General features: G+C 60.6%; 14 protein-coding genes. 8 read left to right on the top strand and 6 right to left on the bottom strand.

Going from position 1 to position 13,979, the window contains the following annotated elements; genetic code table 11:
- Window positions 1–216: 216 nt before the first annotated feature.
- The 3 genes from ACN0X0_RS06635 to ACN0X0_RS06645 are packed head-to-tail and all read left to right on the top strand — an operon-like array spanning window position 217 to window position 2,752.
- A complete protein-coding gene (locus tag ACN0X0_RS06635; protein WP_417278523.1) occupies window positions 217–1,278 on the top strand; it encodes a methionine ABC transporter ATP-binding protein in 1,062 nt (353 codons plus the stop codon).
- Window positions 1,268–1,942, top strand: coding sequence for a methionine ABC transporter permease (locus ACN0X0_RS06640; RefSeq protein ID WP_219784180.1), 675 nt, complete (start codon window positions 1,268–1,270; stop codon window positions 1,940–1,942). The genes ACN0X0_RS06635 and ACN0X0_RS06640 overlap by 11 nt, the downstream gene beginning before the upstream one ends.
- A 33-nt stretch (window positions 1,943–1,975) precedes the next feature.
- The gene (locus ACN0X0_RS06645) at window positions 1,976–2,752 is read left to right on the top strand and encodes a MetQ/NlpA family ABC transporter substrate-binding protein (RefSeq protein WP_417262522.1); all 777 of its coding nucleotides are present in this window, start codon (window positions 1,976–1,978) and stop codon (window positions 2,750–2,752) included.
- Window positions 2,753–2,940: 188 nt separating this feature from the next.
- Here the strand turns inward: ACN0X0_RS06645 and ACN0X0_RS06650 are convergent, their stop codons facing one another.
- The 3 genes from ACN0X0_RS06650 to ACN0X0_RS06660 are packed head-to-tail and all read right to left on the bottom strand — an operon-like array spanning window position 2,941 to window position 5,735.
- The gene (locus ACN0X0_RS06650) at window positions 2,941–3,240 is read right to left on the bottom strand and encodes an antibiotic biosynthesis monooxygenase (protein WP_417278524.1); all 300 of its coding nucleotides are present in this window, start codon (window positions 3,238–3,240) and stop codon (window positions 2,941–2,943) included.
- A gap of 33 nt (window positions 3,241–3,273) precedes the next feature.
- A complete protein-coding gene (gene lsrK / locus ACN0X0_RS06655; protein WP_417278525.1) occupies window positions 3,274–4,803 on the bottom strand; it encodes an autoinducer-2 kinase in 1,530 nt (509 codons plus the stop codon).
- Between the two features lie 2 nt (window positions 4,804–4,805).
- Window positions 4,806–5,735 carry a sugar-binding transcriptional regulator gene (locus ACN0X0_RS06660; protein WP_417262519.1) on the bottom strand — a complete coding sequence of 310 codons (930 nt, stop codon included), beginning with the start codon at window positions 5,733–5,735 and terminating at the stop codon, window positions 4,806–4,808.
- Window positions 5,736–5,989: 254 nt separating this feature from the next.
- On the opposite strand from ACN0X0_RS06660, the gene lsrA reads away from it, so the two are divergent.
- From lsrA to ACN0X0_RS06685, 5 genes are all read left to right on the top strand, one after another.
- Entirely contained in the window at window positions 5,990–7,465 is a 1,476-nt protein-coding gene (gene lsrA, locus ACN0X0_RS06665) for an autoinducer 2 ABC transporter ATP-binding protein LsrA (RefSeq protein ID WP_417278526.1), read from the top strand.
- Window positions 7,458–8,468, top strand: coding sequence for an ABC transporter permease subunit (locus ACN0X0_RS06670; RefSeq protein WP_417262517.1), 1,011 nt, complete (start codon window positions 7,458–7,460; stop codon window positions 8,466–8,468). Before lsrA ends, ACN0X0_RS06670 begins: the two co-directional genes overlap by 8 nt.
- The gene (locus ACN0X0_RS06675; protein ID WP_417262516.1) at window positions 8,465–9,448 is read left to right on the top strand and encodes an ABC transporter permease subunit; all 984 of its coding nucleotides are present in this window, start codon (window positions 8,465–8,467) and stop codon (window positions 9,446–9,448) included. Before ACN0X0_RS06670 ends, ACN0X0_RS06675 begins: the two co-directional genes overlap by 4 nt.
- A gap of 36 nt (window positions 9,449–9,484) precedes the next feature.
- Window positions 9,485–10,501: an autoinducer 2 ABC transporter substrate-binding protein LsrB gene (lsrB, locus tag ACN0X0_RS06680; RefSeq protein ID WP_226551388.1), complete on the top strand. Its 1,017-nt coding sequence runs from the start codon at window positions 9,485–9,487 to the stop codon at window positions 10,499–10,501.
- A gap of 63 nt (window positions 10,502–10,564) precedes the next feature.
- A complete protein-coding gene (locus tag ACN0X0_RS06685) occupies window positions 10,565–11,806 on the top strand; it encodes a class II aldolase/adducin family protein (RefSeq protein WP_417278527.1) in 1,242 nt (413 codons plus the stop codon).
- Between the two features lie 79 nt (window positions 11,807–11,885).
- Here the strand turns inward: ACN0X0_RS06685 and ACN0X0_RS06690 are convergent, their stop codons facing one another.
- From ACN0X0_RS06690 to ACN0X0_RS06700, 3 genes are all read right to left on the bottom strand, one after another.
- A complete protein-coding gene (locus ACN0X0_RS06690) occupies window positions 11,886–12,863 on the bottom strand; it encodes a DUF4105 domain-containing protein (RefSeq protein WP_417278528.1) in 978 nt (325 codons plus the stop codon).
- A 65-nt stretch (window positions 12,864–12,928) separates the two neighbouring features.
- A complete protein-coding gene (locus tag ACN0X0_RS06695; RefSeq protein ID WP_167601057.1) occupies window positions 12,929–13,213 on the bottom strand; it encodes a YiaA/YiaB family inner membrane protein in 285 nt (94 codons plus the stop codon).
- A 56-nt stretch (window positions 13,214–13,269) separates the two neighbouring features.
- Window positions 13,270–13,947 (bottom strand): PspA/IM30 family protein, encoded by a 678-nt coding sequence (locus ACN0X0_RS06700; RefSeq protein ID WP_417278529.1) that lies wholly within the window; start codon window positions 13,945–13,947, stop codon window positions 13,270–13,272.
- Window positions 13,948–13,979: the final 32 nt, after the last annotated feature.

Raw genomic sequence — 13,979 nt, forward strand, 5'->3', positions numbered from 1 at the left:
CCCGGTTTGACCATTCGATCTAAAACGACCTGCATCCTAGGGTGCAGGTGTCGTCGGACAGATGTTTGCATTCCGGGCAAGCGTCGGGACGTTTCGACGGGCCAGAACCGAGACAGGCGCAGGGGCAGACTTGGTTTATTGAGCCACGCGGCTTGAACCTTGGGGCGCATTCAGGTCTACAGCCCGGGATAGATCAGGGCCTTTGGAATCAAAACCATGACCTCACACGACGGCCAAGCGGCCTCCATCATATTCGACACGGTCGGAAAATCCTTTGCCAAACCGGGCGGGGGAACCGTTTCCGCGATCAGCGATGTTTCCCTGACCGTCGAGGCCGGGACGATCACCGGCATCATCGGCCGTTCGGGCGCGGGCAAGTCCACGATGCTGCGCATGGTCAACGGGCTGGAGCGTCCGACCTCTGGCAAGGTGCTGGTCGGAGATCAGGACGTGGGCACCGCGCGCGGCGCCAAGCTGCGGGCCATTCGGCGCGACGTCGGGATGATTTTTCAGCATTTCAACCTCTTGTCCTCGCGCACCGTCTCCGAAAACATCGCTTTGCCGCTGGAAATTGCGGGCATTGGAGGCGCAGAGATCAAGACCCGTGTGGCCGATCTTGTCGACCGTGTCGGGCTGACGGCGCAGGCGGATCGCTACCCGTCCGAATTGTCCGGCGGCCAGAAACAGCGTGTCGGCATCGCCCGTGCCTTGGCGACCGAGCCGAAAATCCTGCTCTCTGACGAGGCCACTTCGGCGCTCGACCCGGAGACCACGCAAACCGTGTTGTCGCTGTTGAAAGACATCAATCGCGATCTCGGGCTGACCATCCTTTTGATCACCCATGAAATGGCCGTAGTGCGTGACATCGCCAGCCATGTCGCCGTGATCGAGGGCGGACAGATCGTTGAGGCCGGCACGACCTATGACGTTTTCACCGCGCCGCAACATCCGACGACGCGGTCTTTCCTGTCGGGCGTGACGGGGGTCACTTTGCCCGCCTTTATCAAAGATAAAATCATCGCTGAGCGCCCGACGTCGGGCGGCGAGGAGGTGGTACGCGTGACCTTCTCCGGCAAACATGCGACCGATCCGATGTTGGCGCTTTTGACCCGCGATCTGGGGATCGAGGTCAATATTCTCGCCGGTGCGGTCGAAGAGATCGGCACCCAGCCCTTCGGCAATCTTCTGGTCTCGCTCGACGCCGCCAAAGGCGATGAGGCGCGGGCCTATCTGGAACGTCACGGTCTTTTGACGGAGGTGCTTGGCTATGTCGGCTAATCTCATCAACCTGTTGATCGAAGCGACGGGGCAGACGCTTTACATGGTGGCGATCTCGACCCTTCTGGGGACCCTGTTCGGCCTGCCTCTGGGCGTGTTTCTGGCGATCTCTCAACGCGGGGAGCTTTTGTCCTCGCCTTGGGTGAACAAGGTGTTGGGCCTTGTGGTCAATGCCACCCGGTCCGTGCCGTTCATCATTCTCGTTGTGGCGATCATCCCTTTCACCCGCGCCATTGCGGGCACCTCGATTGGCACCACCGCCGCGATCGTACCGTTGACCATCGCGGCTGTGCCCTTCATCGCGCGACTGGTGGAAAATGCCATTCGCGAAGTCGATGGCGGGCTCATCGAGGCGGCGCGTGCCATGGGGGCGACCCCGTTCCAGATCATCCGCAAGGTGCTGATCCCCGAAGCCTTGCCTGCGATCACACTGGGCCTCACGCTCGCCGTGGTGAGCCTCATCGGCTATTCCGCGATGGTCGGCGCCGTGGGCGGCGAAGGGCTTGGCGATCTCGGCATTCGCTACGGTTACCAACGTTTCATGCCCGATGTCATGGCCGTGGTGGTCGTCATTCTCATTGTTCTCGTCCAGCTTGTGCAGTCCATCGGTGAATGGATTGCCGCCCGCGTGGACAAACGTGCCCCCAAGGGGCGCGGTCAATAACCCTATCCGAACCGCATCATAAGGAGTTTACACATGCTGCGCGTTGCAACGCTTTCCTCCGTTCTGGCCCTCATGGCCTCTGTCGCTATGGCCGAAGAGATCAAAGTCGGTGTGTCCCCCGGCGAACATGCTGAAATCATGGAAGTCGTGGCCGAGGTTGCCGCCCCGATGGGCCTCGACATCGACGTGGTGGAATTCTCCGACTACGTGATCCCGAACACCGCGCTGGCCGATGGCGACATCGAAGCCAACTCCTTCCAGCACGTGCCCTATCTGGACAACCAGATGAAGGACCGCGGCTTTGAACTGGTTGTCGTGGGCAACACGATCACCACGCCGATGGGCATCTATTCCGACAAAATCGAAGACCTCGCCACCCTCGAAGACGGTGCAAAAGTCGCGATTCCGAACGACCCGACCAACGGCGGCCGTGCTTTGTTGCTGTTGCAAGACCTCGGTCTCGTGACGCTCGCGGAAGGCACCGGTCTCGTGCCGAGCCCGCTCGATGTGCAGGACAACCCAAAGGGCCTCAAGTTCCTCGAACTGGACGCCGCCCAACTGCCGCGCACCCTGTCGGATGCCGACATCGCGATCATCAACACCAACTACGCCATCGCCTCGGGTCTGAGCCCGAAAGACGATGCCATCGCGATGGAAAAGGCCGAAAGCCCCTATGTGAACGTGATCGTTGTGCGCAAGGGTGACGAGGACCTGCCCTGGGTGAAAACCCTTGTGGACGCCTATCACTCCGATGAGGTCAAAGCCTTTATCGAAGAGAGCTATGACGGCGCGGTGATCACCTCTTGGTAAGAGGCCTTTTTGGCATGACTCAGGCGACGTCCTGACCGTTTCGCCTGTCTGAATATCGAAACGCCGCCCTGCATCGGGCGGCGTTTTTTTCATCTGCGCAAAGGATCGGCATGCGGCGCGAAAAGCAGGATCGCGCAGGCAAAAGACCAGCATGGGCAATCAGCAAACGCTTGCCCATACCAATCATTTTATGCGTCCTGGACAAGCACCGGCGTAAAGTAGGTCTTGGACCGGCCACCCAGCGTGATCGGATCGATCATCTTCACGCAGGTCTGATAGTGCTCCGTCTTGCGATGCTCATCGAGCGCCGCTTCGCTTTTAAAGATTTCGTAGACAAAGAAATTATTCTCGTCTTCGGGGTCATGCAAAAGATCGAAACGAATGTTCCCGGCCTCTTTGCGGGTGCCTTCGCAATTGATGGTGAAGGCTTCGAGAAACGTGTCCCGCGTGCCTTCTTGCACTTTAACATTCACGAGTTGAATAAGCATGTGTGAGCCTTTCGAAAGATAATGTTGGGGCGATCAGGTGCCCGGCGCTTGCCACATTGACGTGGTGATTCCCGACGTGACCAAGTCACGCTGTGCGGCGTAGGCCCGCTCCCAGCGTGTGCCCGCTTCGTCGTAGAGGGGTTTGAGGTCTGCATTGGGGGTGAATTCGGCCTCAAGCGCAGACCAGACGGCACCACCTTCGGTCAACGACGAGAACAGTGACGCCCCCGTGGCCGCCGCGATGGCACAGCCCTGCGCGGTGGCTTCCTTGACCTTCGGCGTGACGACCGGAAGGCCGGTCACATCCGCCAGAATTTGCGCCCAATGCGCAGATTTCGACGCACCTCCGGCAAAAACGATGCGCTCCGGTTGCTGGCCGGACAGCTCGAACACCGCTTTCAGATTGCGATAGGCCACGATGGCGGCGTTTTCCTGCAAGGCACGGAAAATGGCGGCGGGGCCGGAGGTCTCGGGATCAATCGAAAGATTGAGCAGAGAGGGCGCCGCGTGGAACCATTCGCCATAGCGCATCACATCCGAAAAGATCGGGATGATCCCATGCGCCCCCGGCGGAACGGATTTCGAGGCGGCCTCCAGCTCTGTGTAGCTTTTGCCTTGCCCGAAAGCATCGCGGAACCAACGCATCACGGCGCCGGTGAAAAAACTGATCGCTTCGGCTTGATTGAGACCCGGCACGACATGCGGATTGATCCGCAAATTCATCGTCGGATCGCGCAGAGACAGCGGCACATTGACGACCTGTTGCCAGAAGGTGCCGCCCAAAACCGCGCAATCGCCCTCGTTGACGACGCCAAGCCCCAGCGCGCCGGTCTGGCAATCACCGCCGCCCGCGACGACCAAGGTGCCCACAGCAAGGCCGGTCACCTCGGCGGCTTTTGCATGCACTTGGCCGACGACTTCGCCCGTCGAAACAGAGCGCGGCATCAGATCCGCCGACAGCCCCGCAACCTCGAACGCCGCCGCCACGGGCGCGCGATCCGTCAGGCCGATGAGGCCGGTTGTGCCCGCATTCGACGGCTCGGACGACAGCGCGCCGGAGAGCCGATACAGCACCCAATCCGACAGCATCGTGAGCGCACGGGCATTCTCGAACACCTCGGGCATATGGCTGCGCAACCAGATCAGACGCGGCAAAGCGCCCAGCGCATAGGTCTGACCCGACAGCGCGTAGATGTCTTCTTCGAGACCGGGATGATCCGCCTTGAGGCCGCGCACTTCGGCATCCGCGCGCGCATCCACATTGGCGCAGGCCCAGATTTCGTCGCCCTGCGCATCGTGCAAAACAAAGGCCTCGCGCATCGCGGTCGCACTCACCGCCTTGATGTCTTTCGGATCGACGCCGGTCTTGGCGATCAGCTCACGGCAGCATCGTGCGAGCGTGCTCCAGTTGCCTTGGGTGTCGAAATCCATCGAGCCGGGAAACTGCGGATCGCTTTTGTGCCACCATTCCTGCCCGACGGCGCCGACCTCGGCACCGGTTTGATCGAACAAAACGGCGCGACCGGAGCCGGTGCCTGCGTCGAATGCGAGAAAATATTGCATGTTTACCCTTCCACGGCGTCGAGCAAAGCCAAGGCGGTCGGCTCGTCGGTCACCAGAATGTCGATGATTTCCCCGCGCAGGGCAGAGAGGATTGGTCCGGTCTTGGTGGGGCCACCCGCGGCGGCAATCACTTTCTCGGAGGTTCTGAGCTGTTCAAGGTCGACCCCGACGACGCAGTCATGCAGCGGCAGGCTGATGTCTTGGCCGGTGCGATCGTAGAAGCGGCACAAAATGTCGCCACGTGCGCCGAGGCGGCGCAGCGGGTCGATTTCGCCGGGCGCGAGATAGCCCTGATTCACAACAGTCGCGGTTTCGCTCAGCCCACCGATGCCCACAAGTTTATACTCGGCCTCCAGCGCCTTCGAGATCAGCGAGGACACAGACGGCTCCTGCATCAGCGCCTGCGCCAGTTCGGGGGTCGAAACCACCAGCGGGGCCGGGATGATATTGACGTTGCGATGCCAATTGGCCTCACGCATCCCCTCGACATAGGTCTTCACGCCCCCCGTCAGAGAATAGAGACCAACGCCGCGCTCTTGCGCCGTGTAGCCGAGCATTCGGATCGAATGCGCGACAGTTTCGCCCCAGCCGACCGACAGACTGTCGCCGGGCTGCAGTTTTTGCATCAAATACTGCGCCGCCGCTTGGCCGACACGCATATTGATGTCTTCCGAGGTGCTTTCGGGAATGACACGGCAATCGCTGAGACCGAATTGCGCACGCATGCGGGTTTCAAGCTCAAGACAGCCCTGCTCCCGCGAATTGATGCTCAGCTGAATGAGACCAGAGGTCCGGCCTGCTTCGAGCAGACGCGAAACCTTGATTCGGGACAGATTGAGGAGCGCACCGATCTCACCTTGGGTCAGGCCGTCATTGTAATAGAGCCACGCAACACGCGCGAGCAAAGCCGCGTCCCCGTTGGTCTCGTTCATGTCCGCCATCCTCTGCGCCCTTTTCGGCCTCGGTAAGTTTATTTATTTTTCGCAAATACATTTGATCATGTCAATATGCCTATTTTTACACCAAAATTGCCGCGTTGCGGCGAATTTATGGGCAATTTACGTATTGACAGACCGGCCTCGGGCTGAGCAGATGATATTAACTGAAACATCTGATCAGTGACTCGCGCCGCCAAACCTGCGGCCTCACCCTCAGATGCAGGTCTCGATGGCGTTGAGGAGGCGACATGAAACCGACCCTTGCGGAGCTTGTCTCCGTCTCGAAAAACTATGGTCCGGTGGCCGTCCTGAAGGGCGTGGATTTTTCCGTGCGCGAAGGAGAGGTCCATGCGCTTTTGGGTGGAAACGGCGCAGGCAAGTCCACATTGATGAAGATCCTGGCCGGGCTGGTGCCGGCCACCGGCGGCCAAGTGCAGATCGGCGGCGCAGCTTTGTCACCCGCCACCCCGGCGCAGGCGCAGGCCATGGGGCTCTACCTTGTGCCGCAAGAGGCGCATATTTTTCCGAACCAATCCGTGCTCGAAAATGTCTGCATCGGCCTGCCGCAGGCCGCCAGCGCCTATCGCAGCCGCGTGAAAGATCTGATTGCCCGCATGGGCGTGACGCTCGGACTTGAGACCAAAGCGGCGACCCTTGAGATCGCGGATCGGCAAATCGTCGAGATTCTGCGCGGACTCATTCGCGATGCGAAAGTCCTGATCCTCGATGAACCGACCTCCGCGCTCACGCCGCATGAGGTGGAGACCCTGTTCACCCGCATGAAAAGCCTGCGCGAGTCCGGTCATGGCCTCGTGTTCATCTCGCACAAGCTGCACGAATTGCGCGCCGTTTCCGACCGGATCACCGTTTTGCGGGACGGCTTTGTCGTGCATAGCGCCGAAATGGCGCAGAGCACAGATGCGGAGATTCTGGCCGCCATGAGCCCCGGCGTGACCGCGCTCAACGACCGCATCGAAGGGAAAATTGTGTCAGAAGAGAAGGTCCTGCAGCTGTCGCACTTGAGCGGCGAGGGCTTTGTCGACATTTCTCTCGAGGTGCATCGCGGTGAAGTTCTGGGCCTGACGGGTGTTGTCGGCGCGGGCCGAACCGAACTGGCCGAAACCCTCGTCGGCCTCAGACCGCGTTCTGGCGGGGAAGTTCTGCTCGAAGGCCTTCCGTTCCACGCGACCAAACCGAGCGACGCCGTCAAGCAAGGCATCGTGCATCTGTCCGAAGACCGCCAGCAATACGGCCTCTTCCTCGAAGCGCCGCTCTATTGGAACACCTCGTCTTTCGTCTACCACCGTCTGCCCTTCTTTTTGCGGCCGGGGCGCGAACAGACCCGGTTCGAGACCTATCGCAAAAGTCTCGGCATCAAATGCGCCAGCGCCGATCAACCGGTGAACAGCCTGTCGGGCGGCAATCAGCAAAAGGTGCTTTTGTCGAAATGTCTCGCCGCTGAGCCAAAGCTTTTGATCCTCGACGAGCCGACCCGCGGCGTCGATGTCGGCGCGCGCAACGACATTTATCGCATCATCGAAGACCTCGCCGCCGCAGGCACCTCCGTCATCGTGATTTCATCCGATTTCGACGAGGTGGTGCGCCTGTCCGACAGGATTGCGGTGATGGCGGGCGGGCATCTGGCCGGAGAATTGCCCGCAGGGGCCTCGACCGACGCCATCGGACAACTGGCCTTCGAGTCCAAGGAGACCACCCATGCTTAACTGGATCGCCCGCGACCGCGTCGCGACACTTTTGCTCGTCACCATCGCGGTGCTTTTGGCCGTTGGTGCGGCGGCACCGGGATTTCTGGCGCCGAGCACGGCCACGATGATCTGGTCGAACGGGCTGGTGCTCATGCTGATCGCCTTGGGCGTCTTTCCGGTCATTTTGACCCGCAATATCGACGTCTCCGGCGGCTCGGTTCTGGGGCTTTCGGCGGTCACACTTGGACTGTCCCTCAATGCCGGGCTCGCCATGCCGGTGGCCATTGCCCTGACCCTTGGCGCGGGCCTTGCCGCCGGCGCAGTCAACGGGGTTTTGGTCGCCGTGCTTGGCGTGCCATCGATTGTGGCAACGCTTGGCACACTGGGCCTCTTCCGTGGCGTGATGCTGATCGCGACAGGCGGAGAATGGATCGAAGAACTGCCGGAAACGCTCAAGGCGCTTGGCGCGAAATCCATCGGCGGGCTGTCCGTGATGGGCCTTTGCACCATGGTTGTGATCGTCGCTGTCTGGGCCTTTTTACGGGCACGACGCGGGCGCTGGGTCATGGTGGTCGGCGACAACCGCGCGGCGGCACGCCACCTCGGCCTGCCTGTGAAGCGGATCGAATTTCTCGCCTTTGTCTGGGGTGGTGGCATGGCCGCGCTTGCGGGCATCACCTTCGCCGCGCAGATCGGATTTGTGCCAAACCAGGCCGGCACCGGCATCGAGTTGCGTGCGATTGCGGCGCTGGTTTTGGGCGGCATCAGCCTTTTGGGCGGCGTCGGAACGGTCGCTGGCGTGGTGATCGGCGTGATCTTTTTCACCTCGATCGACACCGCGCTCGTGTTCCTCAAAATCCCGGCCTATTGGAACGATCTGATCGGTGGCGCCATGCTTTTGACCGTCTTGCTGATCGATGGCCGGTTGCGCATTGCGCTCGAAGCCCGAGATCGTGCCGCCCGCTATCACCGAGGCGAGGCCCCAACACCCCAATCCAAAACGCTGGAGGATGCGGCATGAAAAAGCTCATTCTGCGCTGGGAAGTTCTGCTTCTCGCCCTGCTCGCTCTCGAACTCATCATCTTTGGCATGATCAACCCACGCTTTTTGCGGCCCAGCTCGCTTTTGTTCGGAACATCGGATTTCGTGCAGGTCGGGATCGTCGCCGTGCCTTTGACCCTCGTGATCATTGCGGGCGGCATTGACGTGAGCTTCGCCTCCACCGTCGGGCTTTGCGCCATCACCTTCGGGATCGCCAATTTCTTTGGCCTGCCTCTGGCGGCCTCTTTGACGGTCGGCTTTGCCACCGGCGCGTTGGCGGGCCTTTTGAACGCCACGATCATTCGCCTGACGCGGTTGCAACCTTTGGTCGTCACCTTGGGCTCTCTCTATATGTTCTCAGGGGCTGCGACCGTCTTGTCGGGCGTTGTGGGCGCGAATGGCTACGAGGGGATCGGCGGATTTCCGGCCGCCTTCACCGGGCTTGGCTATGCGCAAATGTTCGGCCTGCCGATGCCGCTTTTTGTCTTCCTGTGCTTCTCTGCCGTGCTTTTGGTCTTGCTGCACATGACGCGCTTTGGGCGGCTGGTGTTCCAGATCGGCCAAAACGAAGACGCCGCGCGTCATTCGGGCATGCCCGTGTTCCGCGTCCAGATGTGGACCTATGTGCTCACCGGTCTGGCCGCAGCACTCGCAGGACTGTTGCTGTCGGCCTATTTCGGATCGGCGCGCGTCGATCTGGGCGGCGCAACGCTGTTGCCCGCAATCACGGCGGCGGTGCTCGGCGGCGCGTCGATCTATGGCGGCAAAGGGTCTGTGCTGGGCACGATCATCGCCACATTCGTCATCGGCTACCTGCAACAGGGCCTGCAAATGAGCGGCGTCCCCAGTCAGATTTCCAGCGCGCTGTCCGGGGCGCTTCTGGTGATTGTCGTGGCGTTCCGCCATGGCTTCGCGCTTTTGAGCGCATTTATCCCGGTGCGCCCAGGTCAGACCAACTGACCCGTGCAAATAAGTTCAAATGGAGGAGGAAACACCATGCGTAAATCGGTAAAATTTCTTGGCGCGATCGCAGCCGGGGTGATGGCGGTCAACGCCGCCGCCGCGGAGGACATCGCGTTCATTCCCAAACTGGTCGGGGTCGGCTTTTTCACCTCGGGCGGCAACGGCGCGACGGCGATGGGCGAGGAGCTTGGCGTCAATGTCACCTATGACGGCCCGACGGAGCCCAGCGTCTCCGCACAGGTTCAGTTCGTGAACAACTTTGTCAATCAGGGCTACGGCGCCGTCGTGCTGTCTTCTGTGTCGCCCGACGGTCTTTGCCCGGCGCTGAAACAAGCAATGGCGCGTGATGTTCTTGTGATGACATGGGATTCGGACGTCAGCCCGGAATGCCGTTCCTACTACATCAACCAAGGCACGCCTGAGCAGTTGGGTGGTCTCTTGGTCGATATGGCCGAGGACGGTCTTGAGGGCAAAGAGGACGCGAAAGTGGCCTTCTTCTACTCGTCCCCGACCGTGACCGACCAGAACGCCTGGGCGGAAGCGGCCAAAGCCAAGATCGCCGCCGAGCATCCGGGTTGGGAAGTCGTCACCACGCAATACGGCTACAACGATGCGCAGAAATCTCTGCAAACGGCCGAGAGCATCCTCTCCGCCTACCCGGATCTGGACGCGATCATCGCCCCCGATGCCAACGCGCTCCCGGCCTCCGCGCAAGCCGCCGAGAACCTTGATCGTGCAGGCGACGTGACCATCGTCGGCTTTTCCACCCCGAACGTCATGCGCCCCTATGTCAAACGCGGCACCATCGAGCGTTTCGGCCTGTGGGATGTGACGCAACAGGGTGCGATCTCCGTCGCCGTTGCGGCTCATGTGCTTGAAAACGGTCCGCTGAATGTTGGCGACAAAGTCGAGGTGCCGGGCATCGGCGAGGTCGAAGTGTCGCCCAACGCGGTGCAGGGCTATGACTATGAGGCCGATGGCAATGGCATCATCCTGTTGCCGGAGCGCACTGTTTTCACCGCCGAAAACATCGACAACTTTGACTTCTAAACACTAACACACACGTCAGGCGGGGGCGTTCGCGCCCTCGCTCTTTCATGGAAGGAACCACCTATGCAGTCCCGCTGGAATGACACCGAAGCGCAGAAATTTATCGAGGCCGCCGAGGCAGAGGGGCAGCCCGCTGCGCTTGGCCTGCGGGTCTACACCTCGCGCCTGATCGGGCAAGACCCCGATCTCGTTTTGCATGGCGGGGGCAACACCTCGGTCAAGGTCAAAGATGCCGAGGGGCAGGATTTGATCCATGTGAAGGGCTCCGGTTGGGATTTGGGCGACATCGAAGCGCCCGGCCTTCCCGCGATGCATCTTGAACCGCTTTTGAAAACGCGCGAGATCCCGCATATGTCGGATGAGGACATGGTGGCGCTGTTGCGGGCCAATCTTTTGGACCCAAGCGCGCCGACGCCTTCGATCGAGGCGCTGCTGCACGCCTATATGCCCCACGCTTTTGTCGATCACACCCATGCGACGGCCTCTCTCGCGCTGGCCGATCAAAGCGACATGGAGCCGGTGATGCATGAGATTTACGGCAACCGCGTGGCCTTTGTGCCCTATGTCATGCCGGGCTATAGCCTCAGCCACGCCTGCAATGATGCGCTGAACAAACACCCGAATGTCGAGGGGCTTTGGCTGGCGCAGCATGGGCTGTTCACCTTCGCGGAGACGGCGCGCGAAAGCTATGAGCTGATGATTGAATTCGTGACGCTGGCCGAGGACTATCTGGCCGCGCGCGGCGCAGTGGCGCTGCCGCCGCAAGACAATGATCGTGACGCGCCCGAGGCCCTGACGCAGGCGTTGCGCGACGCTCTTGCCGCTGACGGCCATCTGGGCGATGCCCCCGCGCTTGATTTCCGCTCCACCCCGTCCATTCGGACCTATCTGGCGCGCGAAAACCTGATTGAACTGTCGCAACGCGGCACGGCGACACCGGATCACGTCATCCGCATCAAGCCTTTCGGCATGATTCTGGACGCCAATGACGGCGCCGAAGAGATCACCCGCGCGCTTGCGGACTACGCAACCCGCTACAAAGCCTATTTCGACCGCAACGCCCCCAATGCTTCGGAAGAAAAGATCATGCTCGATCCGCTGCCGCGCGCGGTTCTTGTGCCCGGCGTTGGTCTTTACGGTCTGGGCGCAAATGAGAAAGCCGCGAAGATTGCCGGTGATCTTTTGGAGCAAACCACCCGGATCGTGAACGCTGCCGAGGACTACAATCGCTTCACCCCGATCTCGGAGGCCGATCTGTTCGATATGGAATATTGGTCACTGGAGCAGGCAAAACTGCGCAAGTGAGCGAGACTTTAACGTCAGAAAGGCCACAACCTTCGCGTTGTGGCCTTTTGCATGAGACATCCTCTTTGCGTGCATCAGATCATTTGCGTCGAATGACATCGGAAAAAGAGGCCTCGCCGGTATCGTTCTGCGCCAGCGGCGTGATCAGCGCATTTTCGTCGCGCTCCTCGGCCGGTGCGGCATCGATCACGCCCAGATCGGTCAGGTAATCCGGCAAACGCCCGGAGAGGATCAGACGTTCATCCATCGGCAGGTCGGGTTTCAGAGCCAACGCCAAAGCCCAGACGCTCGTCGTGCAATTCGCGGTGATCGTGTTGTAAAAGGACGGCTTTTCTTCGAGGCGCTGCGCCAGTTCGACATAGGACAGGAACATGGTCCGGCGTTGCTCGGCGCTCAGATGGACCGGGTAAAGCCGCACCTGTTCCTTGCGGTAATTGGTGCGCAGCTTGACGATGTCACGCTCGGTCGCGGCGATCAGAACAAGCTCGAATTGACGGAAAAACCCACCGAGTTCGTTGAATTCTTCATTCGCCTCACGACGAATCTCGACGGAAAACACCACGTTTTCACCCGAGGCAAAGCCGAAACTCACCAAGAGATGGGCAATATCGGGATTGTCCCAGACCGAGGTGATCATATCGACCGTCTCAAGATCGTTCAGATCGTAGTCTTCCGTGATCCAACGCGGCGTGGCCTCGGTTTTGCTCTGCCACTCGAAATCCCGGATATTTGCCAGCCGGACGTGATCGCCCTCGACTTCGGCCCGCACGCCTTTGGACACATCCATCGCCCAGTCGCGCGTTTGTTCAGGCGTGATGGTCTGATACCACCCCGCCACCGCGAGGCCGCCCAGCGCCAATGTGGCCCAACCCAAACGACGCCCCCGTTTAAACCGCAGGATCAGCGCCGTGAGAGCCATCGCAATCAGGGCACCAAGCGCCCCCACACGCAGCCCGCCGGTGAGATGCAACCAAAGCGCGGTCGCGCTCCAGGCCGTGCTGGCCAAGACGATCAGAACAAAGAGGACATGGGCCAGATATTTCATCGAACGGGTCATGGGAAAACTCGCATAGCAAAGAGATTGGCAGGCGGCCCAGAGCTTTCGGGGCCGCCCGAGAAAGATCACACGTCGGTGTCGCCGCGGGCTTCGGCCAAAAGGCGTTCAGTGCGGGCATCTTCGAGTTTGTTGTAGATGCGCTCGCCTTCCTCTTTATCGCGCAAGGCCTTTGTGATCGAGGCCGTCGAATAGACCAGCATCAGCGCCGCCATGGCGTAATAGCCTTTCGCGGAGAAACTTGCCTCCAGCGACCAGATGCCGCCGGCCATCATCAGGGCCGCGATGGAAAAGTTGAAATAGGTGAAGAGGTTCCACGCGTTGGACACTTTGGGGGTATAAGATTTCGACATTTTAGGTCTCCGTTGAATTTTGGTGTGTTCGGTTGGTTTTGACAAATGGGTTTGGATCAGGCGGTTTTTGCACGCAGACGATCAAGCACATGGGCGGCTTCCGGGCGCAGCGGCGCACCGCAGCCAGCGGCGGCGAGGCGGGCCACTGTGCCTTCTGCGGACGGGCCTGTGGTCAGATCACGCAGGGCAATATCGACAGCTTCGGCGTGCTCTTGACGAGATTGCAAACGCTCCAAGGTGGCTTCGGCTTCGCGAAGGCTTGAGACAACGCCGTCCGGCATAGTGCCGCGCAGTTTTTGCGTGCGGGCAGCCGCATCGGCGATTTGCTTGCCGCGTTGCAAGGCGCGCAGGCGCTGCTCAGAGAGGCTCACCTGTTCGCGCAGACGGCGGATTTCCGCATCATAGTGGGCCGTGGCCCGCGCCGAGGCGGCGGCTTCGGCTTCCAATTCGGCAATCGCAGAGGCGGCCTCGGTGGCGAGGTCTTCACGATCCTGACGCAGCGCTTCGACGGCGCGCAGTTCGAGATCATTGATCTGCCCGGCAATCTTGGCCGCGTTGTTTTTCTCACGCTCGGCATAGGCGATCACCACGGCCACCGCGCGTTTTGCGCCCTGAAGCTCATCGGCGGCATCGCGCAATTGCTGGCGCAGGATGGTCAGGGCATTGGCATCTTCAATAGCCTCTGCCGCGTCATGCGTGCGGGCCCGGATGAGGGTCGTAAACATCTTGAACATCGTAAGCTCCTTCTCTATGAACGTTGTTCATG

This window comes from Celeribacter sp. (assembly GCF_048270365.1).
Lineage (GTDB): Bacteria > Pseudomonadota > Alphaproteobacteria > Rhodobacterales > Rhodobacteraceae > Celeribacter.

What these genes read in the sequence shown, in the direction of transcription:
- ACN0X0_RS06635 (WP_417278523.1), top strand. Translation starts at nt 217, where the DNA reads ATGACCTCACACGACGGCCAAGCGGCCTCCATCATATTCGACACGGTC.
- ACN0X0_RS06685 (WP_417278527.1), top strand. Translation starts at nt 10,565, where the DNA reads ATGCAGTCCCGCTGGAATGACACCGAAGCGCAGAAATTTATCGAGGCC.
- ACN0X0_RS06645 (WP_417262522.1), top strand. Translation starts at nt 1,976, where the DNA reads ATGCTGCGCGTTGCAACGCTTTCCTCCGTTCTGGCCCTCATGGCCTCT.
- ACN0X0_RS06675 (WP_417262516.1), top strand. Translation starts at nt 8,465, where the DNA reads ATGAAAAAGCTCATTCTGCGCTGGGAAGTTCTGCTTCTCGCCCTGCTC.
- ACN0X0_RS06700 (WP_417278529.1), bottom strand. Translation starts at nt 13,947, where the DNA reads ATGTTCAAGATGTTTACGACCCTCATCCGGGCCCGCACGCATGACGCG.
- lsrB (WP_226551388.1), top strand. Translation starts at nt 9,485, where the DNA reads ATGCGTAAATCGGTAAAATTTCTTGGCGCGATCGCAGCCGGGGTGATG.
- ACN0X0_RS06660 (WP_417262519.1), bottom strand. Translation starts at nt 5,735, where the DNA reads ATGAACGAGACCAACGGGGACGCGGCTTTGCTCGCGCGTGTTGCGTGG.
- lsrA (WP_417278526.1), top strand. Translation starts at nt 5,990, where the DNA reads ATGAAACCGACCCTTGCGGAGCTTGTCTCCGTCTCGAAAAACTATGGT.
- lsrK (WP_417278525.1), bottom strand. Translation starts at nt 4,803, where the DNA reads ATGCAATATTTTCTCGCATTCGACGCAGGCACCGGCTCCGGTCGCGCC.
- ACN0X0_RS06670 (WP_417262517.1), top strand. Translation starts at nt 7,458, where the DNA reads ATGCTTAACTGGATCGCCCGCGACCGCGTCGCGACACTTTTGCTCGTC.
- ACN0X0_RS06690 (WP_417278528.1), bottom strand. Translation starts at nt 12,863, where the DNA reads ATGACCCGTTCGATGAAATATCTGGCCCATGTCCTCTTTGTTCTGATC.
- ACN0X0_RS06640 (WP_219784180.1), top strand. Translation starts at nt 1,268, where the DNA reads ATGTCGGCTAATCTCATCAACCTGTTGATCGAAGCGACGGGGCAGACG.
- ACN0X0_RS06695 (WP_167601057.1), bottom strand. Translation starts at nt 13,213, where the DNA reads ATGTCGAAATCTTATACCCCCAAAGTGTCCAACGCGTGGAACCTCTTC.
- ACN0X0_RS06650 (WP_417278524.1), bottom strand. Translation starts at nt 3,240, where the DNA reads ATGCTTATTCAACTCGTGAATGTTAAAGTGCAAGAAGGCACGCGGGAC.